This is a genomic window from Streptomyces sp. NPDC015139, from assembly GCF_043079785.1.
Lineage (GTDB): Bacteria > Actinomycetota > Actinomycetes > Streptomycetales > Streptomycetaceae > Streptomyces > Streptomyces albidocamelliae.
In genome coordinates this window covers 195,513-218,259 of sequence record NZ_JBIBUW010000002.1, presented here as the reverse complement: position 1 = coordinate 218,259, position 22,747 = coordinate 195,513, and the positions used below count along the sequence as shown (strand labels likewise).

19 protein-coding genes and 1 pseudogene are annotated in these 22,747 nt (G+C 72.8%); 12 read left to right on the top strand and 8 right to left on the bottom strand.

Annotation, left to right across the window (positions count from 1 at the left end; translation table 11 throughout):
• Entirely contained in the window at positions 1 to 1,731 is a 1,731-nt protein-coding gene (locus ACF08B_RS05450; RefSeq protein WP_392316203.1) for an amidohydrolase family protein, read from the top strand.
• A complete protein-coding gene (locus ACF08B_RS05445; RefSeq protein ID WP_392316202.1) occupies positions 1,728 to 3,179 on the top strand; it encodes an aldehyde dehydrogenase family protein in 1,452 nt (483 codons plus the stop codon). Before ACF08B_RS05450 ends, ACF08B_RS05445 begins: the two co-directional genes overlap by 4 nt.
• A gap of 3 nt (positions 3,180 to 3,182) precedes the next feature.
• On the opposite strand, the gene ACF08B_RS05440 is transcribed toward ACF08B_RS05445, so the two are convergent.
• On the bottom strand, positions 3,183 to 3,578 hold the full coding sequence (locus tag ACF08B_RS05440) for a nitroreductase/quinone reductase family protein (RefSeq protein ID WP_392316201.1): 396 nt from the start codon (positions 3,576 to 3,578) through the stop codon (positions 3,183 to 3,185).
• A gap of 136 nt (positions 3,579 to 3,714) precedes the next feature.
• On the opposite strand from ACF08B_RS05440, the gene ACF08B_RS05435 reads away from it, so the two are divergent.
• From ACF08B_RS05435 to ACF08B_RS05420, 4 genes are all read left to right on the top strand, one after another.
• The gene (locus tag ACF08B_RS05435; protein WP_392316200.1) at positions 3,715 to 4,122 is read left to right on the top strand and encodes a hypothetical protein; all 408 of its coding nucleotides are present in this window, start codon (positions 3,715 to 3,717) and stop codon (positions 4,120 to 4,122) included.
• Between the two features lie 10 nt (positions 4,123 to 4,132).
• Positions 4,133 to 5,749, top strand: a complete 1,617-nt coding sequence (locus ACF08B_RS05430) for a peptidoglycan-binding protein (protein ID WP_392316199.1) — start codon at positions 4,133 to 4,135, stop codon at positions 5,747 to 5,749.
• A 67-nt stretch (positions 5,750 to 5,816) separates the two neighbouring features.
• The gene (locus tag ACF08B_RS05425) at positions 5,817 to 6,395 is read left to right on the top strand and encodes a hypothetical protein (RefSeq protein WP_392316198.1); all 579 of its coding nucleotides are present in this window, start codon (positions 5,817 to 5,819) and stop codon (positions 6,393 to 6,395) included.
• 23 nt (positions 6,396 to 6,418) lie between these two features.
• Positions 6,419 to 6,814 carry a hypothetical protein gene (locus ACF08B_RS05420; protein ID WP_392316197.1) on the top strand — a complete coding sequence of 132 codons (396 nt, stop codon included), beginning with the start codon at positions 6,419 to 6,421 and terminating at the stop codon, positions 6,812 to 6,814.
• On the opposite strand, the gene ACF08B_RS05415 is transcribed toward ACF08B_RS05420, so the two are convergent.
• Positions 6,811 to 8,124, bottom strand: coding sequence for a carotenoid oxygenase family protein (locus ACF08B_RS05415; protein ID WP_392316196.1), 1,314 nt, complete (start codon positions 8,122 to 8,124; stop codon positions 6,811 to 6,813). The two genes, ACF08B_RS05420 and ACF08B_RS05415, sit on opposite strands and share 4 nt — an antisense overlap.
• Entirely contained in the window at positions 8,121 to 8,690 is a 570-nt protein-coding gene (locus tag ACF08B_RS05410) for a hypothetical protein (RefSeq protein ID WP_392316195.1), read from the bottom strand. The genes ACF08B_RS05415 and ACF08B_RS05410 overlap by 4 nt, the downstream gene beginning before the upstream one ends.
• Positions 8,691 to 8,816: 126 nt before the next feature.
• Between ACF08B_RS05410 and ACF08B_RS05405 the strand changes: the two genes are divergently transcribed.
• The gene (locus tag ACF08B_RS05405; RefSeq protein WP_392316194.1) at positions 8,817 to 9,335 is read left to right on the top strand and encodes a PadR family transcriptional regulator; all 519 of its coding nucleotides are present in this window, start codon (positions 8,817 to 8,819) and stop codon (positions 9,333 to 9,335) included.
• On the opposite strand, the pseudogene ACF08B_RS05400 reads toward ACF08B_RS05405, so the two are convergent.
• Positions 9,322 to 10,816: pseudogene (locus ACF08B_RS05400) on the bottom strand (CehA/McbA family metallohydrolase). The gene ACF08B_RS05405 and the pseudogene ACF08B_RS05400 overlap by 14 nt on opposite strands.
• Between ACF08B_RS05400 and ACF08B_RS05395 the strand changes: the two are divergent.
• The 3 genes from ACF08B_RS05395 to ACF08B_RS05385 all read left to right on the top strand — a co-directional run bounded on the left by ACF08B_RS05395 (position 10,815) and on the right by ACF08B_RS05385 (position 14,978).
• A complete protein-coding gene (locus tag ACF08B_RS05395; RefSeq protein WP_392316193.1) occupies positions 10,815 to 11,660 on the top strand; it encodes an LLM class F420-dependent oxidoreductase in 846 nt (281 codons plus the stop codon). The pseudogene ACF08B_RS05400 and the gene ACF08B_RS05395 overlap by 2 nt on opposite strands.
• A gap of 106 nt (positions 11,661 to 11,766) precedes the next feature.
• Entirely contained in the window at positions 11,767 to 14,352 is a 2,586-nt protein-coding gene (locus ACF08B_RS05390) for a bifunctional FO biosynthesis protein CofGH (RefSeq protein WP_392316192.1), read from the top strand.
• A 59-nt stretch (positions 14,353 to 14,411) separates the two neighbouring features.
• Positions 14,412 to 14,978 (top strand): hypothetical protein, encoded by a 567-nt coding sequence (locus tag ACF08B_RS05385; RefSeq protein ID WP_093475666.1) that lies wholly within the window; start codon positions 14,412 to 14,414, stop codon positions 14,976 to 14,978.
• On the opposite strand, the gene ACF08B_RS05380 is transcribed toward ACF08B_RS05385, so the two are convergent.
• Positions 14,971 to 15,507 carry a DUF2165 domain-containing protein gene (locus ACF08B_RS05380; protein WP_392316191.1) on the bottom strand — a complete coding sequence of 179 codons (537 nt, stop codon included), beginning with the start codon at positions 15,505 to 15,507 and terminating at the stop codon, positions 14,971 to 14,973. The two genes, ACF08B_RS05385 and ACF08B_RS05380, sit on opposite strands and share 8 nt — an antisense overlap.
• A gap of 207 nt (positions 15,508 to 15,714) precedes the next feature.
• Here ACF08B_RS05380 and ACF08B_RS05375 point away from each other — a divergent pair, with 207 nt between their 5' ends.
• Positions 15,715 to 16,830: an ADP-ribosylglycohydrolase family protein gene (locus ACF08B_RS05375; RefSeq protein ID WP_093475663.1), complete on the top strand. Its 1,116-nt coding sequence runs from the start codon at positions 15,715 to 15,717 to the stop codon at positions 16,828 to 16,830.
• Positions 16,831 to 17,344: 514 nt separating this feature from the next.
• Here the strand turns inward: ACF08B_RS05375 and ACF08B_RS05370 are convergent.
• Together ACF08B_RS05370 and ACF08B_RS05365 are read right to left on the bottom strand one after the other, a co-directional pair.
• Positions 17,345 to 18,898, bottom strand: coding sequence for a sodium:solute symporter family protein (locus tag ACF08B_RS05370; RefSeq protein ID WP_392316190.1), 1,554 nt, complete (start codon positions 18,896 to 18,898; stop codon positions 17,345 to 17,347).
• 160 nt (positions 18,899 to 19,058) lie between these two features.
• Positions 19,059 to 19,847, bottom strand: coding sequence for an SDR family oxidoreductase (locus tag ACF08B_RS05365; protein ID WP_392316189.1), 789 nt, complete (start codon positions 19,845 to 19,847; stop codon positions 19,059 to 19,061).
• A gap of 80 nt (positions 19,848 to 19,927) precedes the next feature.
• On the opposite strand from ACF08B_RS05365, the gene ACF08B_RS05360 reads away from it, so the two are divergent.
• Positions 19,928 to 20,776: a hypothetical protein gene (locus ACF08B_RS05360; RefSeq protein ID WP_392316188.1), complete on the top strand. Its 849-nt coding sequence runs from the start codon at positions 19,928 to 19,930 to the stop codon at positions 20,774 to 20,776.
• Here the strand turns inward: ACF08B_RS05360 and ACF08B_RS05355 are convergent, their stop codons facing one another.
• Positions 20,777 to 22,663 carry an MFS transporter gene (locus ACF08B_RS05355; RefSeq protein WP_392316187.1) on the bottom strand — a complete coding sequence of 629 codons (1,887 nt, stop codon included), beginning with the start codon at positions 22,661 to 22,663 and terminating at the stop codon, positions 20,777 to 20,779.
• Between the last annotated feature and the right edge of the window lie 84 nt (positions 22,664 to 22,747).

The following is a 22,747-nucleotide window of genomic DNA, read 5'->3' as shown; positions in this document are numbered from 1 at the left end:
ATGTTCGATCACGTCATCAAGGGCGCGACGGTCGTCGACGGCACCGGCGCCCCCGCCCGCACCGCCGACGTCGGCATCCGCGACGGCCGGATCGCCGCCGTCGGCCGGATCACCGGGGAGGCCCGCACCACCGAGGACGCGCACGGCCTCGTCCTCACCCCCGGCTTCGTCGACCCGCACACCCACTACGACGCCCAGCTGTTCTGGGACCCGTACGCCACCCCCTCCCTCAACCACGGCGTGACCACCGTCGCCGCCGGCAACTGCGGCTTCACCCTCGCGCCCCTGCACCCCGACCGCCCCGAGGACGCCGACTACACCCGCCGGATGATGTCCAAGGTGGAGGGCATGTCCCTGGTGGCCCTGGAGGAGGGCGCGCCGTGGAGCTGGCACGGGTTCGGGGAGTACCTGGACGCCCTCGACGGGCGGATCGCGGTCAACGCCGGTTTCATGGTGGGGCACTGCGCGCTCCGGCGGTACGTCATGGGCCCGGACGCCGTCGGGGGGCAGCCGAGCCGGCGGCAGCTGGAGGCCATGGTCGCGCTGCTGCACGAGGCCATGGACGCCGGTGCCTGGGGACTCTCCACCACGCAGTCCAGCACCCACGCGGACGGGGACGGGCGGCCCGTGGCGTCCCGGTACGCCGAACCGGCGGAGCTGCTGGCGCTCGCGCGGGCCGTCGGGGAGCACGAGGGCACGCAGATCGAGGCGATCGTCGCCGGCTGCCTCGACCAGTTCAGCGACGCCGAGATCGATCTCCTCGTGGAGATGAGCGCGGCCGCCGGACGGCCGCTGAACTGGAACGTCCTGACCGTCGACGCGGCCGTCCCGGAGCGCGTGCCCCGGCAGCTCGGCGCGAGCGAACGGGCACGGAAGGCCCACGGTCGCATCGTGGCCCTGACCATGCCGATCCTCACCCCGATGAACATGTCCCTCGGCACCTTCTGCGCCCTGAACCTGATCCCCGGCTGGGGGCCGGTCCTCGGGCTGCCCGTGCCCGAACGGATCGCGAGGCTGCGGGACGCGGAGGTCCGGGCGGAGCTGCTGCGGCGGGCCCGGTCCAAGGAGGCGGGTGTCTTCCGGCGGCTCGCGGACTTCGGCCGGTACGTCATCGGGGACACCTACAGCGAGGCCAACCACGGTCTGACCGGCCGGGTCGTGCGGGACGTCGCCGCCGAGCGCGGGCAGGACCCGTTCCAGTGCCTGGTGGAGATCTGCGCCGAGGACGAACTGCGCACGGTGCTGTGGCCGATGCCGAGCGACAACGACCCCGCCTCCTGGAAGCTGCGCGCGGAGACCTGGCAGCACGAGGACGTGCTGCTGGGCGGCTCCGACGCGGGCGCCCACCTGGACCGGATGTGCGGGGCGCCGTACACCACCCGGTTCCTCGGGGACTGTCTGCGCGGCCGGAAGCTGGTCGGTCTGGAACAGGCCGTGAAGATGCTGACCGACGACCCGGCGCGGCTGTTCGGGCTGCGCGAGCGGGGGCGGGTGCGGGAGGGCTGGCACGCGGACCTCGTGCTCCTCGACCCCGAGCGGATCGACGCGGGGCAGGCCCGGCTGGTGCACGACCTGCCGGGCGACAGCCCTCGGCTGGACTCCCGGGCGATCGGGGTGCGCGCGGTGTGGGTCAACGGAGTCGAGGCGATCCGGGACGACGTGGTGACCGGTGCCGTACCGGGCCGGGTGCTGCGGTCCGGACGGGACACGCGGACGGTGAGCACCCGGTGAGCGAGGGGCAGCGGCTGTTCGTCGGCGGGGAGTGGACCGAACCGGACGGCGGGCACTACCCGGTGACCGATCCGGCCACCGAGGGGACCGTCGGCTGGGCGCCGGAGGCCTCACCGGAGCAGGTGCGGGCGGCCTGCGCGGCGGCCCGCGAGGCGTTCGGGCCGTGGTCGCGGACCCGGCCGGAGGAACGGGCGGCGGTGCTGGCCCGGGCGGCGGGCATCATCCGGGACTCCCTGGAGCCGTACGCCGACCTCGCCCGGGCGGAGACCGGCGCGACGGCCGGGACCGCCCGCGCGATGCAGGTCGGGGTGGCCGCGGCCCGCTTCCGCCGGTACGCCGCGGTGGAGCCCGCCGAGTGGGCCGTGGTCCCGCAGATCAACGAGGCGGGGCCGATGGGCAGGGCCGGTGTGATGGGCGCCCTGGCGGTGCGGCAGCCCGTCGGCGTGGTCACGTGCGTCACCTCGTACAACAACCCGTGGGCCAATCCGGCGGGCAAGGTCGCCCCGGCCCTGGCCATGGGCAACACGGTGGTGGTCAAGCCCGCTCCGCAGGACCCCCTCTCGGTCTACCGGATGGCCGAGGCGCTGGAGGCGGCCGGGGTGCCGCCGGGCGTGGTGAACGTCGTCTCCGGCCGGGACACTGCGGTGGGCGAGGCGGCGGTGGCCTGCGACGACGTCGACATGGTCAGCTTCACCGGTTCCACGTCCGTCGGCCGGCGCATCGCCGAGGTGTGCGGACGGGACATGAAACGCCAGTTGATGGAGCTGGGCGGCAAGGGGGCGGCGCTCGTCTTCGACGACGCCGACCTCGGCTCGGCCGTCGCCGGCATCGGCACCACGTTCTCCTTCTACAGCGGGCAGATCTGCACCGCGCCCACCCGGGTGCTGGCCCAGCGCGGGGTGTACGACCGGCTGGTGGAGCGACTGGCCGGGTACGCCGCCCGGTTGAAGGTCGGTGATCCGGGGGAGCCGGACACCGTCGTGGGGCCGGTGATCTCCGCCGAGCACCGGGCCCGCGTGGAGTCGTACGTCGAACTCGGCCGCAAGGAAGGGGCGGTCGTCGTCACCGGCGGTGAACGTCCGTCCCTGGAACGGGGGTTCTATGTCGCTCCCACCCTCCTCGCCGACTGCGGCAACGACATGCGGGTGGCCCGGGAGGAGATCTTCGGGCCCGTCGTCGTGGTGATCCCCTTCGACGACGAGGAGGAGGGGGTGGCCCTCGCCAACGACTCCGACTACGGACTCGTCGACTACGTCTGGTCCGGTGACGTGGCCAGGGCCTTCCGGGTGGCGCGGCGGCTGCGGGCCGGCGGTGTCGGCGTCAACACCGTCGGCCGCAACATGGAGGCGCCGTTCGGCGGGTTCAAGAAGAGCGGGGTCGGCCGGGACGTCGGCGTGTACGCCCTGCACGCCTACAGCGAGGTGCAGGCCCTCGTGTGGCCGGGCTGACGCTCAGTCCGCCAGGTCCACCCGTACCGTCAGCAGGTCCGTGCCGAACGCCCGTACCGCCGCGCTGTTGAACCGGGGCAGGGCGCGCAGCCGGGCCCGGGCGTCGTCCTCGGGCAGGAGGTGGGCGGTGCCCCGGTGCCAGCGGCCGGCGATACGGACGCGCACCTCCGGGTCGGCCATGATGTTGCGCACGTACTGCGACTTCGGGCCGAACTCCGACACCAGCCAGAAGGAGTCGCCGACCCGGCGCCCGCCGACCGGGGTCCGCCGGGGCAGCCCGGAGGTGCGGCCGGTGGTCTCCAGGAGCGTCTGGAACGGCAGGCGCCGGTTGACCGGGTTGGCGAGGTACCGCTGGAAGCGGGTCACGATGCGGTGCTTGAGCTCGGCACGGCCTGGCATGTCGGTGACTCCCCTGCTCTCTCCGGGCGCGGATGCTGTGTCGGCCCGGTGCGGGGCCTGTGATACGTGGACGTTCGTACGAAAGACGCGTGTTAGCCTCCCCCGCAGCCATGATCTATCGCAACGGGGGAGCGTGATGGGCGCGTCTTCGGACGGCTACACGGTCAGGTCCGGCATGTCCGGGCAGGCGAAGGAACTGGACGGGGCCGGGGACGACGCGGGACACATCCGCGCGGCGGTCAGCCCCGCCATGTGCTACACCGAGGACGCGCTGGGCGGCTCCGAGTCGGCGGCGGCGTTCAACGCCTTCGCCGCGGCCTGGGAGACCGACGCGGCCACGCTGGAGTCGGCGCTGCACGAACTCGCGGGCAAGGTGCGCCTCGCCAAGGGCGCGTACACGGGCGGCGACCACGCCGTCGGCACCCGGGCCGAGGCGGTGCGGGTGGGCGCCGAGGGACTCACGACGATGCCGGCGCCCGCCGGGAACGACGTCACCACGATGCCGGCGCACGCCGGCCGGCCGTCGGCCCTGTCGCGGTACTGAGGACGGATCGATGACCGGATTCTTCGGGCTGCCCCTGCTGCCCACGGACACCCCCGCCGGCCGCCGCTCCTGGCTGGCCGGGCTGTGCGAGAGCATTCCCAAGGCCGGGTCCAAGAACGATCTGCTCGACCAGATCGACGGCGCGCTGTTCGCCTGCGCGCCGGTGGGCGACACGGCGACGCTGGAATCGCTGGGCAAGCGCTACCGGGGCCAGGTCGACAAGGCCGGGGACGTGCACGACCGCGTGCACAAGGTGGCCCGCAAGGGGCTGCCGGAGGTGTGGGTGGGTGACACCAGCGTCCTCGCCTCCGACGCGGTGGGTGCCGCGGGCCGGGCGGCGACGAAGATGGCCGAGGCGTTCGAGGGCGGCGCCAAGGCGCTGATCGCGCTGGCCGACGCGCTCGCGGACGCGCAGAAGCAGGACACCGAGGGCCGCTCCCGGATGCGGCAGGCGCAGCAGCAGCTCGGTGGCAAGGACGGTTTCCTCGACCGGATGATCGAGACGGACGAGGAGAAGAAGGCCCTCGCGTCGGCCCGGTCCGTCGCCGCCGCCGGGGTCGACCTGATGCACAAGGCGGCCGTCGCCGCGGACGACGCCGTCCGTGCGGCGACCCGCGATCTGAACAAGTGGGCGGCCGAGGCCCGCGCCGGGAAGATGCACACCGGTGAACTGTCCGCGGTGGACCGGCTGATGCTCGCCGACTCCAGTGGCCCGGCCGGTGCCGCCGACTACAACGAGATCCTCACCGCGGGCGACCTGGAACGCTCGGGCCGGGCCATGGACAGGCTCTCGGCGGCCGACCGGACCCGGATGGAGACCCTGCTGGCGCACGCGTCGTCCCCGCAGGAGAAGGCGTACCTGATGAAGGCCCTCGCCGCGGGCCACGGCGTCGACGACATCGCGGCGTTCGACGGGAAGATCCACGGCAAGGACCCGGCGTGGCTGCAGCAGCACCTGTCGCCGCTCGTCACCAAGGGGGACAGCCTCAAGGACGAGGGCACCGACCCGGGCAACGGCGCCAACGTCAACACCGACCTGCAGAGTTTCGGCACACAGCAGTGGTCCCAGGGCGGCGACGGCAGTGAGGGCACCTGTGTCGCCTCGTCCACCGTCACCGCCCGCGCCATGGTCGACCCGGTGTACGCCCTCTCGCTCACCGGCGGGCCGACGGGCCAGGAGAACGACCCGGCCGCCTTCCGGCGCCGCATGGTGGACGAGCAGCACCGGGTGCACGAGGAGGGCCACGGCGGCGCCAACTACAACGGCATGGGCCAGGACGGCAAGACCGAGGTCGTCAACAAGGAGATCAGCCCCGAGACCGGGAGCTCCTACGAACTGCACGAGGTCCGGGACGCGGACGCCCGGCGCAACGTCCTGCCGGACATCGAGAAGGCGGTGGCGGAGGGCAGGCCGGTGCCGATCGGCGTCGAGGGCTACGACGCCAAGGGCGAGCGCTCCGGCCACGCCATGATGATCGTCGGCCAGGAGGGCGACAAGCTGGAGATCTACAACCCGTGGGGCCAGACCACATGGGTCAGCGAGGACGACTTCGTCAACGGCGGCATGGCGAAGGCCAGCGACAGCCGGCTGCCCGACGCGTACGCCGTCCACCTGCCCCAGGACTGACGGACCAGGACCGACGGACCAGGACCGAGAGACCCAGGACCGAGAGACCCAGGAACACCGATCGACCATGACCGCACGCCCTTCCCTTCTCGGCTCCGCCGCCCTCGTCTGCCTGCTCGCCCTCACCGGCTGCGGCGGCGGAGGCGGGAACGGCACGCCCGCCGCGAGCACCCCTGCCACCAGCACCCCCGCCCCCACGACGCCGGCCACGGGCACCCCGTCCACGGGCACCCCCGCCACCCGGTACGGCCCGCGGGACCGGACCATCACCGCCGCGCCGGGGGAGGCGATCACCCTGACCGTCCCGTCCGCCGCGACCCTCGGCCAGAACTGGTACCTCGCCGACCCCCGGCCGGACACGGCCGTGCTGAGATTCCGGGGCGAGGGGAGTTCCGGGGACGGCGGTGACGCCGACGGCGGCACGGGCGGCAGCCAGTCCTTCGAGTTCTCCGCGGTCGCCGAGGGCAGGACGACCGTACGGCTGCTCTACTGCCCCCTGCACACGTGCACCGGACCCGGCCCCGACGACCGGTCCACCCTGGGGCCCACGCCCGACGGCACGGCGTCCCCGTCGCCGTACCCGACCGCCACCGGCACCCCGGACTCCCGCGCCGCCTACTACGTCTTCACGATCACCGTCCGCTGACCCGGACCGGAACCGAGGCCCTCATGTCCCCAGCTCCCGAAAGCCGCAGCGACGACGAGGTGCTGGCCGGCACGGACGTCACCATGCTGCTCCGTTACGGCCTGACCGAGGAGGCGTTCCGGACGGCCCTGTTCGGCGACGGCGCGATCGCCGCCGCGGTCACCCTCGACCGGCTCGGCGTGCTGCCCCGCTCGCTGGTCTTCGTCGCGGAGATCGTCCGCTCCGGCGGCCTCGCCTACGCCGCCGGGCTGCCCGAGCCGCTGCCGTCCCCCGAGCCGGCGGCCGTGCTGCGCGACTGGCTGAGCGGTGCGGCGCAGACCGCCACCGGCCCGGAGGCCGAGACGCGGGCCGCCCGCTGGCTGGAGGCGGTCGCCGAGCTCGTCGCCCTGCGCCGGTCGGCCCGGGGCGGCACCGCCTAGGCGTCCGCGTCGGCCAGCCAGTTGCCGTGGAAGCCGAACGGCACCCGGGCCGGCAGGTGGACCGTGGCGACCGGGGGCGCCGCGAGATCACCGGCGTCCAGGACCACCAGGTCGCTGCGGTCGGTGGCGGCGTCGTGCACGTACGTCAGCAGCCAGCCGGGTCCGCCGGGCGTCCCGTCGGCTGGGGCGAACGCCGCCTCCCCGGGGGTGCGGCCGGGACCGAAGCCGTGGGCGGTGGCGGCCCCGGTGGCCAGGTCGTAGCGGACCAGTGCGGTGCCGCTCGTCATGTGACCGTGGCCGGAGTCGAGCCCGGTGAGCCGGTCGTCGACGCGCGGGAACTCGCCGGGCCGGTCGTCGACCTGCTCCTCGCGGACCGTGCCGCGGGCCGGGTCGACGGTCCACTTCCACAGCACTGCCTGCTGCGGGCCGGTACGGCCGTCGGCGGTGCGCCGCCACATCTCCGGGTAGCGCATCACGTGCAGGACGAGAGTGCCGTCCGGGACGTCGTGGGCGTTGAGGACGTGGAAGACGTAGCAGGGGTCGACGGGGAACCAGCGGACCTCGCCGTGGGGGTCGTCGCGGCGCAGCACGCCGAGCCGGGCGCCGTACCCGTCGTCCCAGCTGTACGGCATCGTCCCGCCGGTCAGGGCGAGTTCGACGTCGAAGACGACCGGCAGGTCCATGAAGACGACGTGCCCGGCGGTGAGGGCGAAGTCGTGCAGCATGGTCGGCCCCGGCACCTCGACGGGCCGGCTGACGGTCAGCTCGCCCGCCGCGTCGGCCCGGTGGTAGGTCAGGTGGGTGGGCTCGACCATGCCGTAACCGAAGAAGTGCAGCTCGCCGGTGGCGGGGCAGGTCTTGGGGTGGGCGGTCATCGCGGTCGACAGCCGCCCGTCGAAGTCGTACGGGCCCACGGTGTCGAGGCCGTGGGTCAGCTCGTAGGGCAGAGCGGTCTCGACCAGGGCGAGGGTGCGGCCGGCGTGCCGGACGACGTGGGTGTTGGCCGGGCCGGCCGTGAGGTCCCGGCGGCCCTGGCCGTCGTACATCCGGGCGTCGTCGGTGAAGCGGGTGGTGCGCACCCAGCGGTTGCGGTACGAGACGGCCCGGCCGCCCTCCAGGCGCACGCCGTGGACCATGCCGTCACCGAAGAACCAGTGGCCGGAGGCGGCGTCCGCCGGGTTCGGGCCGTTGCGCAGGTACCAGCCGGCCAGCTCGGGCGGGACCGTGCCGGTCACCGGCAGGTCGTGCGCGGTGAGTTCCTCGGTGACCGGGGCGTAGTTGCCGGAGAGGTGCTTCGGGGCGGCGGTCACCGGGCCACCTGCCCGGCGGCCCGGGCCTTCGCCTGGACGTGGGCGACGTAGCGGACGGTGAAGACCATCGGGACGGCGAAGCCGGCGATCTGCACGAGGGTGGCCGGCGTGGAGTGGGCGTCCCCGGCGTGGGCCAGCAGCGCGAGGACGGCGGCGGTCAGGGCGAACGCGGCGGTCCACACGGCGGTGATGACCGTGTTGGTCCGGATGAACGGCTTCAGGCCCCAGTACTCGCGCGGAGTGGTGCGCTTGGCGATGCCCAGGGTGAACGGCCGGCCGATGGCCAGGGAGACACCGGCGATGACGGCGAGCGAGCCCGAGGAGAGGGCGGCCGAGTAGCCGTGCACACCCGAGTGCGGGTCGGCGAACGCGACGGCGGCGAGGACGGCGAAGAAGACCGCCGAACCCGTCTCGATGATCAGCGCGTCGAAGCCGGCACCGGACCGCTTCTCCACGGCGATGAGCGCGACGGCGGCCACCAGGGCGGCCAGGGCGCCCCACTGCCAGTCCCGCGAGGGGACGACGGCGAAGACGATCCACGGCAAGAACGTGCGCAGGTACGACATGAGATCCCCCGGACGGTCGGAAGCGGTCGGTGTTCCGGTCTGCGGTGTGACTGTATTCCTTGTTCGACATGTCAAAAGTAGAAGGTCAGGTCTCGACATGTCAACAGTGGAAGGTAAAGTGGAGGTATGAGCCTCAGACACGCACTGCTCGGCCTGCTCTCGGAACGTCCCGCCAGCGGCTACGACCTGCTGAAGACGTTCGAGACGTCGCTGGCCAACGTCTGGCCGGCGACCCAGAGCCAGATCTACACCGAGCTGACCAGACTGGCGGGCTCCGGGCTGATCACGGTGGCCGCCGAAGGCCCGCGCGGCCGCAAGGAGTACCGGATCACCGACGAGGGCATGGCGGAACTGCGCCACTGGCTCACCGAGGTCGCGCCCCAGCGCAACACCCGCAGCGACATCCTGCTGCGCGTCTTCTTCCTCGGCGTGCTCCGGCCCGACCAGGCGCACGCGTACCTCACCGAGCTGATCGCGATGTCCGAGGAGGGCCACGAGCGGCTGCGGCAGCTCCACGACTCCATCGACTGGGACGACGACAACCTCTCGGTCTACGGCCGGATCGCCCTGGAGTACGGGCTGCGCTTCAACGCGATGCGGCGCGATTGGGCCGAGTGGGCGGCGGACCAGATCAAGCAGGTTTAAGGAACACGGGGTTGGTGAACGCCGCCATCGCCCCCGGCAGCGGACCCGCCGCCGCCTCGTGCCGCAACTCCGCCCGCACGTAGGCGGCGTGGGCCGTGGTGGTGCGCCACTCGACCACACCGGCGCCGGAGACGGGCAGCGGGTCGCCGGTGAGCACCACGCCCTGGTCGGTCACCAGCCGCACGGAGCAGCGCGGGGCGCCGTGGGCCTCCAGCCGTACCGTCACCGGGGCGCCGGCGGGGGCCGTCAGCCGCTCGCCGATCCCCGCGCGTCCGCCCCCCTCGGCGGTCACGGTGAAGGCCAGGGAGACGGCCCGCGACTCGGCCACGTACGACCGCCCGGCCCGCAGGCCCTCGAGGATCGCCTCCCGGGTCAGATCCTCGGCCAGGACCACCGTCTGGGGGTGTCCGACCACGTCCGGGTCGCGATGGGCGTCACTGTCCCCCATGGCCGGCAGCCACGACCGGCCGGCGCGCGCCGAGGAGACCAGCCGGGCGTCCCAGGCGGCCAGGGTCACCTCGTCGTCGGGCGTCCACAGCCCGTTCCACACCTCGACGGCGTCCGCCTCCGCGAACCCGAACTTCCAGGCGCAGCCGACACAGTCGCCGTGCGGATGGGCCGGTACGGCCAGGCCGCCGGCGCGGCGGATCTCCCGGGCGAAGCGGGCCCAGCGGTGGTCCCGGGCCCGGTGGCGCCAGTCGACGAAGGTGCCCGGGTCGGTGCCGAGGGCCAGGACGTGACCGTTCCTGGTGGTGACCTCCTCGCCGAGCAGCACCAGCAGGTCGTCCCCGGCCGCGTCGGCCCAGTGGGCGTGCGCGGCCGTGGTGTTGTGGTCGGAGCTGTTGATGAAGTCCAGGCCGGCGGCGCGGGCCAGCGCCGCGATCTCGGCCGGGGTGCGGCGGCCGTCGGAGTGCCAGGAGTGCAGGTGGCAGTCGCCCCGGTACCAGTCGCGTCCCCGGCCGGCGGCCCGGGCGGGCGGATACGAGGGCGTCGGCGTCCGGCCGGGCTCGCCCTCGGTGAGCGTGACCGTCACCTCGTAGCGCAGCCCCTGGGGCGCGACCGTGTACGGGCCGAGGGCGATGTGCCAGGTGCCGGGGTTCAGCGGGCCGGGCAGATAGCCGGGCGTCGCCTCGTCGGCCCGCACCCGGAACTCCGTCCGGGCGCCGCCGGACCAGCCGCGGAAGCCGCGCCCGCCCAGCTCGGTGCCGCGTTGGTCGAAGAGCCCGATGTCGAGCGCGTTGCCGTTGGGTGCCCGGCGGGACGGCGGGCCTGTCGTAGGTGTAGGAGACCTTCAACTCGGCTGTTCCGGGCGGGACTTCGAAGGGGAGGTAGACGTAGTCCGGTGCGCCGGGTGCGAGGGTGCCGCGCAGGGTGGTCACCGGTCCACGGTAGGCGCCCCGGTGACGGACGGGACAGGCCGACACCGAATGCCGACCAGTCGGTATGGACAGTTCCGGCCGCACCCGGTACAGATGGCCCATGCGTATCGCCGTCACGATCTTCCTCACGGACGAGACCATCACCCCCACCGCGCTCGCCCGCGAGCTCGAACAGCGCGGTTACGCCGGGCTCTACCTGCCCGAGCACACCCACATCCCCGTCGAACGGGCCACCCCCTACCCGGCCGGGGGCGAACTGCCGCCCGAGTACGGCCGTACCCTCGACCCCTTCGTGGCGCTCGGCCAGGCCGCGGCCGTCACCGAGCGCCTCGGCCTCGGCACCGGCGTCACCCTGGTCGCGCAGCACGACCCGATCGACCTCGCCAAGCAGGTCGCCACCCTCGACCACCTGTCCGGCGGGCGCTTCACCCTCGGCCTCGGATTCGGCTGGAACGTGGAGGAGGCCGCCGACCACGGAGTGCGGTGGCGCACCCGGCGCGAGCTGGTCCGGGACCGGATGGCGCTGATGCGCGCGCTGTGGTCCGAGGAACCCCTCGCCCACGACGGCGAGTTCGCGAGCGTGCGGGCCAGCTTCGCCCACCCCAAACCCGCACAGAAGCCGCGCGGCCCGGTCGTCGGGCCGCGCACGCTCGTCGGCGGAGCCGCCGGGCCCACGCTGTTCGCGCACATCGGCGAGTACGCCGACGGCTGGCTGCCGATCGGCGGCCGCGGACTGTCCGAATCGCTGCCGGTCCTGCGCGCGGCATGGACCGACGCGGGCCGCGACCCGGCCGCCCTCCAGGTCGTCCCGTACGCCGTCCTGCCCACCCCGGGCAAGCTCGCGCACTACGCCGGGCTGGGCATCGAGGAGGTCGTCCTCCAACTGCCCTCCGCCGGTGAGGCGGAGGTCCTGCGGGTGCTGGACGCGTACGCGGCCTTCCTGTGACCGGGCCGGCCGGGACGGGCCGGGCGCGTGCCCTCGCGCGCCCCGCCCGTCCCGGCAGCACCCCCGACCTCGCTGAACAGCCCTTCCCCCTACGTATGCTCGAGAGATGACGACTTCCGCGACCTCCGGAACCGGCCCGACCGAGAACTCCATGCGTCGCGCCCTCAAACGTGCCCGGGAAGGCGTCGCCCTCGACGTCGCCGAGGCCGCGGTGCTGCTCCAGGCGCGCGGCGAGGCCCTGACCGATCTCACCGCGTCCGCCGCCCGGGTGCGGGACGCGGGACTCGACGCGGCGGGCAGGCCGGGCGTCATCACCTACTCGAAGAGCGTCTTCGTCCCCCTCACCCGGCTGTGCCGGGACAAGTGCCACTACTGCACCTTCGTCACCGTCCCCGGCAAGCTGCGCCGGGCGGGGAACGGGATGTTCATGTCCCCCGACGAGGTCCTCGACATCGCCCGCAAGGGTGCCGCGCTCGGCTGCAAGGAAGCCCTGATCACCCTCGGGGACAAGCCCGAGGACCGCTGGCCCGAGGCGCGCGAGTGGCTGGACGCGCACGGCTACGACGACACCATCGCCTACGTCCGCGCGATCTCCATCCGCGTCCTGGAGGAGACGGGCCTGCTGCCCCACCTCAACCCGGGCGTGCTGACCTGGACGGACTTCCAGCGTCTGAAGCCGGTGGCCCCCTCGATGGGCATGATGCTGGAGACGACCGCGACCCGGCTCTGGTCCGAGCCCGGCGGCCCGCACCACGGCTCCCCGGACAAGGAGCCGGCCGTGCGCCTGCGGGTGCTGGAGGACGCCGGCCGCTCCTCCGTCCCCTTCACCTCCGGTCTCCTCATCGGCATCGGGGAGACCTACGAGGAGCGCGCGGAGTCCGTGTTCGCGCTGCGGAAGGTGGCGCGGGCCCACCACGGCATCCAGGAACTGATCATCCAGAACTTCCGCGCCAAGCCGGACACGGCGATGCGCGGCATGCCGGACGCCGAACTCGACGACCTGGTCGCCACGGTGGCCGTCGCCCGGCACATCATGGGCCCGGGCGCCTGCCTCCAGGCCCCGCCGAACCTCGTGGCCGGCGAGTACGAGCGACTGATCGGCGCCGGCATCGACGACTGGGGCGGGGTCTCCCCGCTCACCATCGACCACGTCAACCCCGAGCGCCCCTGGCCACAGATCGAGGAACTGGCCGCGAAGTCGGCGGCCGCGGGCTTCGAGCTGCGCGAACGCCTCTGCGTGTACCCGGAGTTCGTCCGCCGCGGCGAGCCCTGGCTGGACCCGCGGGTACGCCCGCACGTGGCCGCACTCGCCGACCCCGAGACCGGGCTGGCACTGCCCGGCGCCCTCCCGCGGGGTCTGCCGTGGCAGGAGCCGGAGGAGGCCTTCGTGCCGGCCGGCCGCACGGACCTGCACCGCACCATCGACACCGAGGGCCGCACCCGCGACCGGCGCGAGGACTTCGACGAGGTGTACGGCGACTGGGAGGCCCTGCGCGAGGCGGCGGTCCCCGGCATGGCACCGGAGCGCATCGACACGGACGTACGGCAGGCGCTGCGCACGGCGGCCGACGACCCGACCCGGTTGACCGACGCCGAGGCCCTGGCCCTGCTGCACGCGGACGGCCCGGCGCTGGACGCGCTGTGCCGGGTGGCGGACGACGTGCGCAGGTCGGCGGTCGGCGACGACGTGACGTACATCGTCACGCGCAACATCAACTTCACCAACGTCTGCTACACCGGCTGCCGTTTCTGCGCCTTCGCCCAGCGCCGCACCGACGCGGACGCCTACACCCTGTCGCTGGAGCAGGTGGCGGACCGCGCCCGGCAGGCGTGGGACGTGGGCGCGGTCGAGGTCTGCATGCAGGGCGGCATCCACCCCGACCTGCCCGGCACGGCCTATTTCGACATCGCCAGGGCGGTCAAGGAGCGCGTCCCCGGCATGCACGTGCACGCCTTCTCGCCGATGGAGGTGGTGAACGGCGCGACCAGGACGGGGCTGTCCGTCCGCGAGTGGCTGACCGCCGCCAAGGAGGCCGGCCTGGACTCCGTGCCCGGCACGGCGGCGGAGATCCTGGACGACGAGGTCCGCTGGGTGCTGACCAAGGGCAAGCTGCCGGCGGCCACCTGGATCGAGGTGATCACGACGGCGCACGAACTGGGCATCCGCTCGTCGTCGACGATGATGTACGGCCACGTGGACCAGCCCCGCCACTGGCTCGGCCACCTGCGCACGCTCGCCGGGATCCAGCAGCGGACGGGCGGCTTCACGGAGTTCGTCACCCTCCCCTTCATCCACACCAACGCGCCGGTGTACCTGGCGGGCATCGCGCGCCCCGGCCCCTCGATGCGGGACAACCGCGCGGTGACCGCGATGGCCCGGCTGCTGCTGCACCCCTGGATCCCCAACATCCAGACGAGCTGGGTGAAACTGGGCACGGAGGGTGCGGCGGAGATGCTCCGCTCCGGCGCGAACGACGTCGGCGGGACCCTGATGGAGGAGACGATCTCCCGCATGGCGGGCTCCTCCTACGGCTCGTACAAGTCGGTCCGCGAGCTCGTCGCGGTCGCCGAGGCGGCCGGCCGGCCCGCCAGGCCGCGCACCACCCTCTACGGAGAGGTCCCCGAGGAGCGGCGGCGGGCGGCCGAGGCGTCCGACGGGCACCTGCCCGATCTGCTGCCCGTCCTGGACTGAGTACGATGATCCGACCCCCGATCCCATGGGGGGACCCGTAGCGGAGGAGATGCGTACCCGTGGCTGCCCGACTGCCCTCGTGGGCCTGGGTCACCGGTCTGACGGCGGGAGCGACCGCGGCCGTGATCGCCCTTGCCGTCCAGGCGGACCACGGGCCGCATCCCACGGCCTCCTCGACGCCCAGGCCCAGCGCCACGGCGTCGGCGGGCGCCCACCCGTCCGCGAAGCCGAAGGCGCCGGCCGTACCCGCCCTGCCGGCCGGGTCCGGCACGGGCCGCCGGATCGTCTACTCGCTCGGCGAGAAGCGGGTGTGGCTGGTCGACGCGGGCGGCAAGGTCGCCCGCAGCTTCCCGGTGTGGCCGGGCACGGTGGCCCCGCGGCCCGGCAGCTACTCGATCACCCTGCGCACGCAGTCGCTCACCGGCTCGGACGGCATCGCGGTCGAGCACATCATGTACTTCAACAAGGTGTCGGGCGTGTCCATAGCCTTCTCCAACGCCCTCGACGGCGCCTCGCCGCCGCCCGCGAACGGCAAGAAGCTGGGCGCCGTCCGGCTGAACAAGCGCAACGGGTCCGCGCTGTGGGACTTCGGTGCCAAGGGCACGACGGTGGCGGTGGTCAGCTAGCGTCCCGGCGCACGGCGCCCGGCAGCTGGTTGACGATCAGCGCGACCCCGCTGAGCAGGAACACCCGGGTCGCCGCGTCCAGCCCGTTCCAGGTCTTCGACTGCCACATGGCGAACCACTCCCCGCCGACGGCGATGAACCCGGCGCCGAACAGCAGCACGAGCATCAGCAGACCGTAGGTGGACAGGCGCCGTGCGCGGTCGTGGTCCCGCCGCGCCCAGAACCAGGTGCCCCCGACGAGAACCAGCGCGGCCACGGTCTCCCACACGATGATCAGGACGTAGGCGGTGTCCTGGAGAGCGGTGCTCGTGACGGCCCGCCACATCAGGTCGTCGTCCTTGAACGTGGTGTCCATCGCGAGCACGTGCCGCACGAACTGCTGGTTCGTCCCGAAGTCGGTGATGTTCCCGAGGGCGACCAGGGCGATGTAGAGGGCGAGTATGCCGGTGAGGACGCCCGCGGCCAGCGGAAGGGCGGTACCGGAGGTACGGCCGGTGGGGGTGGTGGCGGTGGTGGGGGTGGTGGTCATGGCTGGATTCTCCCCGACGAACACCCGCTTCTCCCACGCGCATTGAGCCACAATCGGGCCGGTCCGGCCCGGCCGCGTGCGGGGCCGGAGCGGTCACGGCCGGTCGGGAATGACCCGTCGGTGACGGTTCGCCCCGCTGAACGGACCGTTCCCGGTCGATTACAGTGCCTAGCGTCGTACGGGCGGGCGGTGTCGTGAGGAGATCTGGTGAGTGCGACGTCCGGCGCCGTCTGGGGCCGTGCCGAACAGCAGGACTTCCGCAGCAGGGTGCGTGGCACCCTGCTCGGGGTCGCCGTCGGTGATGCGCTGGGCGGTCCCGCCGACGCGCTGTCCCTGGAGGAGATCCGCTCGGCCTACGGTCCGGAGGGCCTGCTCGACCTCGCCTTCGGGCACGGGCGGCGCGGTACGGTCACCCATCACACCCAGCTCACCCTGTTCACCGTGGACGGGCTGATCCGCGCGCAGGTGCGCCGCGACACCGGCGCCTGGCACCCGCCGACCGATCTGCACCGGGCGTACCTGCGCTGGGCGGCCACCCAGCGGGACTGGGGACCCGACGAGCGCCGCAAGGACGACGGCTGGCTGGCGCGGGAGGAGTGGCTGTACGCCCGGCGTGAGCCGAGCCGTGCGCTGCTCATCGGTCTCGGCGACGAGACGATGGGCACGCTGGAGCAGCCCAAGAACCCCACGGAGCTCGGCCCGGAGGCCGTCGCCCGCTCGGGGCCCTTCGGTCTGCTGGTCGGCTGGGAGCCGCAGCTCGTCGTCCAGCTGGCCGTGGAGTGCGCGGCCCAGACCCACGGGCATCCCATCGCCAACCTGTCGGCGGGCGCGTACGCCGTGATCGTGCACGCGCTGGCCCGCGGCGAGAGCCTGGACGGTGCCGTGCAGCGGGCCCTCGCCCTGCTCGCCGTCCGCCCCGGGCACCAGCCCGTCTCCGACGCCCTCCAGCACGCCCTCGGCGCGGTGCGGCAGGGCATGCCCACCCCGACCCGGGTGGAGGAGCTGGCCGGGGACGGCACGGCGGACGGTCTGCTGGCCGCGTCCGTGTACTGCGCGCTGGTGGGGGAGGACGTACGGCACGGGCTGTGCCTCGCGGTGAACCAGAGCGGTCCCTCGGCCGCGGCCGGCGCCCTCACCGGCGGCCTGCTCGGCGCCCTGCACGGCGAGACGGCCCTCCCGCCGGCCTGGCTGGCCGAGCTGGAGGGCCGTCCGACCGTCCTGGAACTCGCCGACGACTTCGCGATGGAGATGACCCAGGGCCCGGCCCTGCACGGCCCGGCCGGCTCCTCCCCGGCCTGGCTGACCCGCTACCCCCGAGCCTGACCCCAAAGTCACGCCCGCCCCTCGACCGACGGCCCGGAGACCCCCACAGGGGCGCGGGACTGCGCGACCGGCCCCGACGCACCCGCACGGTCGATGCGTCGGCAGGTGCGAGCGGCCCCCCTTGGCCGACGGCCCGGCGATTCCCCCAGGGGCGCGGGGATTTGCGCGACCGGCCATGGCGTGCCCGCACGGTCGATGCGTCGGCAGGTGCGAGCGGCCCCCCCCGGTCGACGGCCCGGCGGCTCCCCGAGGGGCGCGGGGAACTGCGCGACCGGCCCCGACGTGCCCGCACGGTCGATGCGTCGGCAGGTGCGAGCGGCCCCCCTCGGCCGACGGCCCGGCGATTCCCCCAGGGGCGCGGGGAACTGCGCGACCGGCCATGGCGTGCCCGCACGGTCGATGCGTCGGCAGGTGCGAGCGGCACCCCTCGGCCGACGGCCCGGCGGCTCCCCGAGGGGCGCGGGGAACTGCGCGACCGGCCCCGACGCGCCCGCGTCCCGCGAACCCACACCCCCTACGGCGCCCCGACCACGTCGTCCCCGGCAGGCACCGGCAAGGCCAGCGCAGCGCCCCCGTCGGTGTTGACCGTCTCGATGACGGCCAGGCGCTCCGGGGTGTCCTCCGGCTTGAGGTAGCCGATAAGGACGTACAGGACCAGCGAGACCGCGAGCGGCACCGAGACCTGGTACTGGAGCGGCACCCCGCCGTCGACGGCCCAGTTGATCGGGTAGTTGACCAGCCAGAAGGCCAGCAGTCCCGCCGCCCAGCTGGTCAGCGCCGCCGTGGGGCCGGAGCGGCGGAACGGGCGGAGCAGACCCAGCATCATCGGGATCGCGATCGGCCCCATGAGACCGGCCACCCACTTGATGACGACCGTGATGATGTCCTTGAACGCGGGCGAGTTCACCTGCGTGGCCACCGCCATGGACAGCCCGAGGAAGACGACCGTGGTCACCCGGGCCGCGACCAGACCCGAACGCTCGCCCCACGCACGCGCCCTCGCCGACAGCACCGGCGCCACGTCACGGGTGAACACCGCGGCGATCGCGTTGGCGTCGGAGGAGCACATGGCCATGGTGTGCGAGAAGAAGCCGACGATGACCAGGCCCAGCAGGCCGTGCGGCAGCAACTGCTCGGTCATCAGTGCGTAGGAGTCCGAGCCGTCCGGCTTCTGCGCGTGGACCAGGAGCGGGGACATCCACATGGGGAAGAAGAGGACCACCGGCCAGACCAGCCACAGGATCGCCGACAGCCGCGCCGAGCGCTCGGCCTGGTGCGCGCTGCCCGTCGCCATGTAGCGCTGCGCCTGGTTGAGCATGCCGCCGTTGTACTCGAAGAGCTTGATGAAGAGGAACGCCAGCAGGAACACCGTCCCGTACGGCCCGACGAGCGGCTTGCCGTGGCCGTGCAGGGCGGGCTCGTCCCAGGCGCCGAAGAAGCCGATGTCCTTGTCGCTCAGCTTCAGCACGACCGCGACGAACATGGAGATGCCGGCCAGCAACTGGATGACGAACTGCCCGAGTTCGGTCAGCGCGTCCGCCCACAGACCGCCGATCGTGCAGTAGACGGCGGTGATCGCGCCGGTGATGACGATGCCCTGGTTCAGGGACACCCCGGTGAACACCGACAACAGGGTCGCGATCGCCGCCCACTTGGCGCCCACGTCGACGATCTTCAGCAGCATGCCGGACCAGGCGAGCGCCTGCTGCGTGGGCAGGTTGTAGCGGTTCTTCAGGTACTCCAGTGGAGAGGCCACGTGCAGCCGGGAGCGCAGCCGGTTGATCCGCGGCGCGAACAGCTTCGAGCCGATGGCGATGCCGAGCGCGATCGGGAACGACCAGGTGATGAAGGACGTGACGCCGTACGTGTAGGCGATGCCCGCGTACCCGGTGAACATCACCGCGCTGTAGCCCGACATGTGGTGCGAGATGCCGGAAAGCCACCACGGCATCTTGCCGCCGGCCGTGAAGAAGTCGGAGACGTTGTCCACGCGCTTGTGCGACCAGACGCCGATCGCGACCATCACTCCGAAGTAGCCGATGAGCACGGCCCAGTCGAGACCGTTCATGTGTCCCCTTCCAGGGTTCGCAGCCAGGGTCAGGCATGTGAACTCTGGTTTCGAACATGGACACTGGGCAAGGAAGGGGAAGGTCAAGAGCGCGTAAAATTGTTCGCCTTGATGACCTCAATTCATCCATATGAACAGGGAACCGGCCCGCCCGGGCCCCTCAGCGCATCAGCTCACCCGCGTTGACCAGCAGCGACTGTCCCGTGATGGACCGCGCCCGGTCCGAGGCCAGGAACACCGCCGCGTCGGCCACGTCCCCGTCCGTCGCCAGCTCCGGCAGCGCCATCCGCTCCGTCAGCCGCGCCAGCACCTCGTCCTCCGGCACCCCCTCCGACTGGGCGGCGAACCGCACGTACGCCTGCACCGGCGGCCCCCACATCCACCCCGGCAGCACCGTGTTGACCCGGATCCGCTGCGGCCCCAGCTCCCGTGCCAGCGAGTACATCGCGCTGGTCAGCGCCCCCTTCGAGGCGGCGTACGCGGCCTGCTTCACCTGCGAGGGCGCGGCGACGGCCGACTGCGTCCCGATGAACACCACCGACCCGCCCCCGCCCGCCCTGAACGCCGGCAGACACGCCCGCGTCATCCGCAGCGTCCCCAGCAGGTTCACGTCGATGACCGACCGCCAGGTCGCGAAGTCCGCGTCCTCGACCCCGCCGAAGTAGGAGTCCCAGGCGGCCACGTGCACCACGGCGTCGATCGAGCCGAACCGCTCCCGGGCCAGCGCGGCCAGCGCCTCGCACTGCCCCTCGTCGGTGATGTCGGTCGTCCGGTACGCCGTGCGGCCGCCGTCCGGATCGATGTCGGCCGCGCTCTTGGCGAGGTTCGCCTCGGTGCGGGCGCCGAGCACCGCGTTGCCGCCGTCCCGTACGACGGCCGCGGCGACCTGGTGGCCGAGCCCGGCCCCCACGCCCGAGACGACGACGGTCTTGCCGGTGAGCAGGGACATCGGTGCCTCCCGGGGTATGGCGTTCTATCTGACGGAGCGTCAGAGTATGGGCGACCGCGGGAGGACGGAAGGGGAACCGCATGAGCGAGGACACCCGAAGCGAGCTGTACGGAGAACTGGCCGCCGTGGGCCCGTACGGCGTCCGCCCGGGCCACGCCCTGATCACCATGGTCGAACCGCATCCCGGCCACGAGTACGCCTACAACCGCTGGTACGAGGACGACCACTACTACGCCGGCGCGATGGCCATGCCGTGGATGTACGCCGGCCGCCGCTGGGTCGCGACCCGGGAGCTGCAACTGCTGCGCTACCCGGAGAAGTCCGCGGTCGCCCAGCCGGTCACCGCCGGCTGCTACCTCTCCACCTACTGGATCACCGCCGGCCGCTACGCCGACCACATGAAGTGGACGGTCGCCGTCAACCGGCGCCTCAACCGCGACGCCCGGGTCTACCACGACCGCACCCACGTCTTCACGGCCTTCCAGGACCACGCGACGACCGTCTACCGGGACGGCGCCGCGGGGCCCAGGGACGTCCACGCCCTCGACCACCCGTACCCCGGGCTGGTGCTCCAGGTCGTCGACGCCGACTCCCCGCGGCAGCGGGCCGAGCTGCTGGAGTGGCTGGCCGCCCGGCACCTGCCGCGCCGGCTCGCGGGGTCAGCGTCCGCCATGGTCACCGTGTTCCGGCCGACACCGCTGCCGGGCGACCGCATGACCTATGTGAAGCAGGTGGAGGGCGTGGACACCCGCCTGACCCTGCTGTGGTTCCTGGAGAAGGACCCGCGGGAGTGCTGGACGGACCACTTCACGGGCCTGGACGCGGACGTCGCGGGCTCGGGACTGGGGCGGGTGGAGCTGGTGGCCCCCTTCGTCCCGACGGTGCCGGGCACGGACCGCTACGTGACGGAGCTGCGCGGCACGGACTAGCTACTTCAGCTCGTCGGGGCAGGGGGTGCCGCGGGGCAGCTGGTAGGGCGCCGCCAGGTGGTAGGTGCCGGCCCGCGGGGCGAGCAGCGCCGTCCACTTGTCCCCGTTGGCGTCCTCCGGCGTCTCCATCAGACACCCGTTGACGTTGTCGTACGTCTTCGGCATGCCCTGCTCCCGGTGCTTGGACGACTCCGTCTCCTGGGGCGGCTTCAGGCTCTTGCCCTGCTCGTCGACGACGCTCAGCCACGGCGAGTAGGGGATCCGGATCAGGATCCGCCCGGCCTTGCGCACCTCCAGCGTCATCTCCCCCTGCTCCGCCCGGTCGACCACGGCGTTGGGCTCGGCGAGCGGCGCCGGGTCGGTCACCTGGAACAGCTGCCAGTTGGCGTCGCCCCACACCTGCTTCAGGTACGGCATCCCCCGCTGCAGCAGCTGCACCTCGCGCACACCGCCGTCGCCGTCGGGGTTGTCCTTGGGAAGCACCACGTAGTGGACGGCCCAGCGCTGGAGCCACTCGTGGTAGTTCGCCGAGTTGAGGGTGTCGTCGTAGAAGAGCGGGTTGCGCTCCATGTCGGCCTGACGGTTCCAGCCGCGGGCCAGGTTGACGTACGGCGCGAGCGCGGAGGCCTCGCGGTGCGAGCGCGCCGGGACCACCTCGACGCGGCCCTTCTCGGCGCCGTTCTTCTGGAGCTCGTTGACCAGCGGGGCCAGCTCGCGGGCCCAGGAGGCGGCCGGGGTGGTGTGGATGATGTCGTCGACCGTCTTGAAGCCGATCCAGCCGACGAAGCCCAGGAACGCCAGCACGGTCACGTACCACTTGCGGGACTTCGGCACGGTGTACGGCAGTGCCGCGATCAGTGCCGCCCCCGCGAAGAGCATCGGCAGCCGCGAGATGTTCGACCCGATCTGCGAGCTGATCAGCCACACCAGGACGACACCGAGGCTGTAGACGGCGGCCGTCAGCCGGACGGTCAGCCACTCCCTGGGCACCAGGAACAGGCAGAGCAGGCCGTAGAGCAGCGGCAGGATCACCGAGCCGAACGTCATCGGCTGGGTGCCGGAGAAGGGGAACAGCCAGGCCGAGACGCCGACCACGGCCGCCGGCGCGAGACCCAGCGCCCAGGCGCCCGGCCGCCGCTTCTGCAGGAACAGCGCGACCGCGACCAGACCCACGAACAGCCCCGCGACCGGCGACGCCATCGTGGCGAGCCCGGCCAGCGGGGCGGCGACCAGCGCCTTCGCCCAGCGTTTGTACCGCCACCGGTACGGCCAGCAGTGCACGGCGGCGACCGCGCCGAGCGCGAACATCGTGCCGAGCCCGAAGGTCACGCGCCCGGATATCGCGTTGCACAGGAACGCGAAGACCCCGGCGAACGAGACCCACAGCGGGTTCCGCACCGCCCGGCTGCGTATCAGGATCAGCGTCAGCAGGCCCGCCGACACGGTCCCGGCGAGCATCATCGTCGTACGGACGCCGAGGACCGACATCAGGTACGGCGAGACCACGCTGTAGGACACCGGATGCATGCCCCCGTACCAGGCGAGGTTGTACGCCGAGTCCGGGTGCCGGCCGACGAACTCGGCCCAGGCGTCCTGGGCCGCGAGGTCGCCGCCGCTGTTGGCGAAGGTGAAGAACCAGACGATGTGCAGCACGCCCGCGAGTGCGGTGACGGAGAGCACGGGGTGCAGCAGCAGTCGCTGCCGAAGGGGTTCCAGGGAGGCGAGAAGACGTGCGCGTCCGCCGGGCCGGTGCGCTGCCGCACGGTCGTCGTGATGACCGTGCGTGCTGCCCGCGCTGTCCCGGTCAGGTGTGGACACGCGTATTCGCGGGCCGGCTGCTGGGCCCGGATCGGCGTCGTCGGCGCGTGTCGGCTCCGCTGTGGCCACCTGAAGGCTCCCCGTTCCCGTCTTCTTTTCTCGGCCGTGTCCCTCAGTGTTCCCGGCCGCTTCTCGTCCAGTTCCCGGCCTTGT

What these genes read in the sequence shown, in the direction of transcription:
- ACF08B_RS05450 (WP_392316203.1), top strand. Translation starts at nt 1, where the DNA reads ATGTTCGATCACGTCATCAAGGGCGCGACGGTCGTCGACGGCACCGGC.
- ACF08B_RS05440 (WP_392316201.1), bottom strand. Translation starts at nt 3,578, where the DNA reads ATGCCAGGCCGTGCCGAGCTCAAGCACCGCATCGTGACCCGCTTCCAG.
- ACF08B_RS05435 (WP_392316200.1), top strand. Translation starts at nt 3,715, where the DNA reads ATGGGCGCGTCTTCGGACGGCTACACGGTCAGGTCCGGCATGTCCGGG.
- ACF08B_RS05430 (WP_392316199.1), top strand. Translation starts at nt 4,133, where the DNA reads ATGACCGGATTCTTCGGGCTGCCCCTGCTGCCCACGGACACCCCCGCC.
- ACF08B_RS05425 (WP_392316198.1), top strand. Translation starts at nt 5,817, where the DNA reads ATGACCGCACGCCCTTCCCTTCTCGGCTCCGCCGCCCTCGTCTGCCTG.
- ACF08B_RS05420 (WP_392316197.1), top strand. Translation starts at nt 6,419, where the DNA reads ATGTCCCCAGCTCCCGAAAGCCGCAGCGACGACGAGGTGCTGGCCGGC.
- ACF08B_RS05410 (WP_392316195.1), bottom strand. Translation starts at nt 8,690, where the DNA reads ATGTCGTACCTGCGCACGTTCTTGCCGTGGATCGTCTTCGCCGTCGTC.
- ACF08B_RS05405 (WP_392316194.1), top strand. Translation starts at nt 8,817, where the DNA reads ATGAGCCTCAGACACGCACTGCTCGGCCTGCTCTCGGAACGTCCCGCC.
- ACF08B_RS05395 (WP_392316193.1), top strand. Translation starts at nt 10,815, where the DNA reads ATGCGTATCGCCGTCACGATCTTCCTCACGGACGAGACCATCACCCCC.
- ACF08B_RS05390 (WP_392316192.1), top strand. Translation starts at nt 11,767, where the DNA reads ATGACGACTTCCGCGACCTCCGGAACCGGCCCGACCGAGAACTCCATG.
- ACF08B_RS05380 (WP_392316191.1), bottom strand. Translation starts at nt 15,507, where the DNA reads ATGACCACCACCCCCACCACCGCCACCACCCCCACCGGCCGTACCTCC.
- ACF08B_RS05370 (WP_392316190.1), bottom strand. Translation starts at nt 18,898, where the DNA reads ATGAACGGTCTCGACTGGGCCGTGCTCATCGGCTACTTCGGAGTGATG.
- ACF08B_RS05365 (WP_392316189.1), bottom strand. Translation starts at nt 19,847, where the DNA reads ATGTCCCTGCTCACCGGCAAGACCGTCGTCGTCTCGGGCGTGGGGGCC.
- ACF08B_RS05360 (WP_392316188.1), top strand. Translation starts at nt 19,928, where the DNA reads ATGAGCGAGGACACCCGAAGCGAGCTGTACGGAGAACTGGCCGCCGTG.